The organism is Enterobacter sp. R-1.6.2 (assembly GCF_035064085.1).
GTDB lineage: Bacteria > Pseudomonadota > Gammaproteobacteria > Enterobacterales > Enterobacteriaceae > Enterobacter > Enterobacter asburiae_B.
On the sequence record NZ_JASEYI010000087.1, the window covers coordinates 1 to 1,530 of the forward strand.

The window sequence follows — 1,530 nt, forward strand, 5'->3', positions numbered from 1 at the left end:
GTTGGTTTGCAATACTCGATCAGTGAACCAGATACAGAAACTGTTGTTTACACGCTTCCTGGTGGATATAAACTCATGGCTTTTAACCGATTAGTGAATAACTCGACCACTGTCGGTACGGGTGTAACAACCCCCATTACGTTCCCTCAGGCCTTCCCTTCGCGATTGATTGCTGTGTTCGCTACCAAGAAAAACTATGTTCAGGCAGCTGTGAGTTGCGAGAACCAGTCGCTGACTGGCTTTGATGCGGTGGTAACGCTAATTACAACTATCGCGGGTGGTATTACAAGCACTCGCGCAATGTTTTTCGCTATTGGGAAATGACCATGAAATATTTCTACAGCGCTAAAAATAATGCGTTTTATTACTTCGGCTGGAAAGATGATTATGATGCCGCTGGTACATGGCCAGATGATGCCATTGAAGTAGCCGACGATATTCATGAAAAGTATTCGGCAGATCCGCCTAAAGGGAAAATTTTAATCGCTGGTGCTGATGGTATGCCTGCATGGGGAGAAACGCCGCCACTGACTCACGATGAGAATGTAGCTCAGGCCGAAGTTGAAAGGAAAAATCGTATTGGAGTAGCGAACGATTTTATGAACAGCAGGCAATGGCCTGGTAAGGCTGCTATCGGGAGACTGAAGGGGGATGATCTTACGCAATATAATCTGTGGCTGGATTATCTTGATGCACTAGAGGCCGTTGATACCTCCAGCGCACCTAATATCGGGTGGCCTACATCCCCGGTGGTGTAGGCCAGTTAAGGTCCGGAGCAGTTGAAACGTCAACGGCTACGATACTGTCAAGGTAATCCAGCCAGGCGTTATATTTCGCCTTATCTGTATCGTTCAGGCGGCCCATGGCCGCTTTTCCCGGCCATTGATTGCTGTTTATGTAGTCGTTTGCAGCATCAGTTCGGCTCTGCCTTTCAACCTCCGCATGCGCCACAATTTCTTCATGGGTTGGGGGCGGAATGTCTTCCCATTCAGGCAATCCATTCTTTCCTGCAACTCTTTTTTGTCCTTTTGGTGGCTCACCCGTAAATTCGCTGTATACCTGTTCTGTTACCTCGACTGCATCCTCTGGCCAACCGATGCCATTGATATAATCATCTTTAAGCTCAAGCGGGAAAAAGCTGTTGTGTTTAGCGCTATAAAAATATGTGTTCACGTTAACTCCCAATAGCAAAAAAGTATGCATTGAAACCGCCAGCACCGGACATGTATGCCCCAAATCCTGCGCCGTTAACGGTATTATTCACCACTGCTAAAGTTGGCGTGGGGGTTCCACCAGAAAAGTTAATATCGGCAAATGTAAGCTGGATATTGCTTACCACACTCGGGAAATTGATAGGGAATGGTACTGAAATCTGTGTTTGCCCCACAGGAAAACCTGCTTTTCCCCACTGTAATATTTTCCCACCAGGCAATTTTTGCCACCCACTCGAGTTGGTAAAACTGGACATATCAGGTATCTGTCCGGTACCTGTTCCGACATTCTTCGTTGCCGCTGTTCCCAAACCAAGGT

The 1,530-nt window shown here is 47.1% G+C and carries 2 protein-coding genes and 2 pseudogenes; 2 read left to right on the forward strand and 2 right to left on the reverse strand.

Features of this window, described 5'->3' with window-relative positions; translation table 11 throughout:
* A pseudogene (locus QMN93_RS25830) lies at positions 1-324 on the forward strand (hypothetical protein); the annotation flags it as partial.
* A gap of 2 nt (positions 325-326) precedes the next feature.
* Positions 327-758 carry a tail fiber assembly protein gene (locus QMN93_RS25835; protein WP_193138979.1) on the forward strand — a complete coding sequence of 144 codons (432 nt, stop codon included), beginning with the start codon at positions 327-329 and terminating at the stop codon, positions 756-758.
* Here the strand turns inward: QMN93_RS25835 and QMN93_RS25840 are convergent.
* Both QMN93_RS25840 and QMN93_RS25845 read right to left on the reverse strand, forming a co-directional pair.
* On the reverse strand, positions 739-1,203 hold the full coding sequence (locus QMN93_RS25840) for a tail fiber assembly protein (protein ID WP_193138978.1): 465 nt from the start codon (positions 1,201-1,203) through the stop codon (positions 739-741). The genes QMN93_RS25835 and QMN93_RS25840 overlap by 20 nt on opposite strands.
* Positions 1,175-1,530, reverse strand: a pseudogene (locus QMN93_RS25845) (hypothetical protein); the annotation flags it as partial. The pseudogene QMN93_RS25845 and the gene QMN93_RS25840, both read right to left, overlap by 29 nt.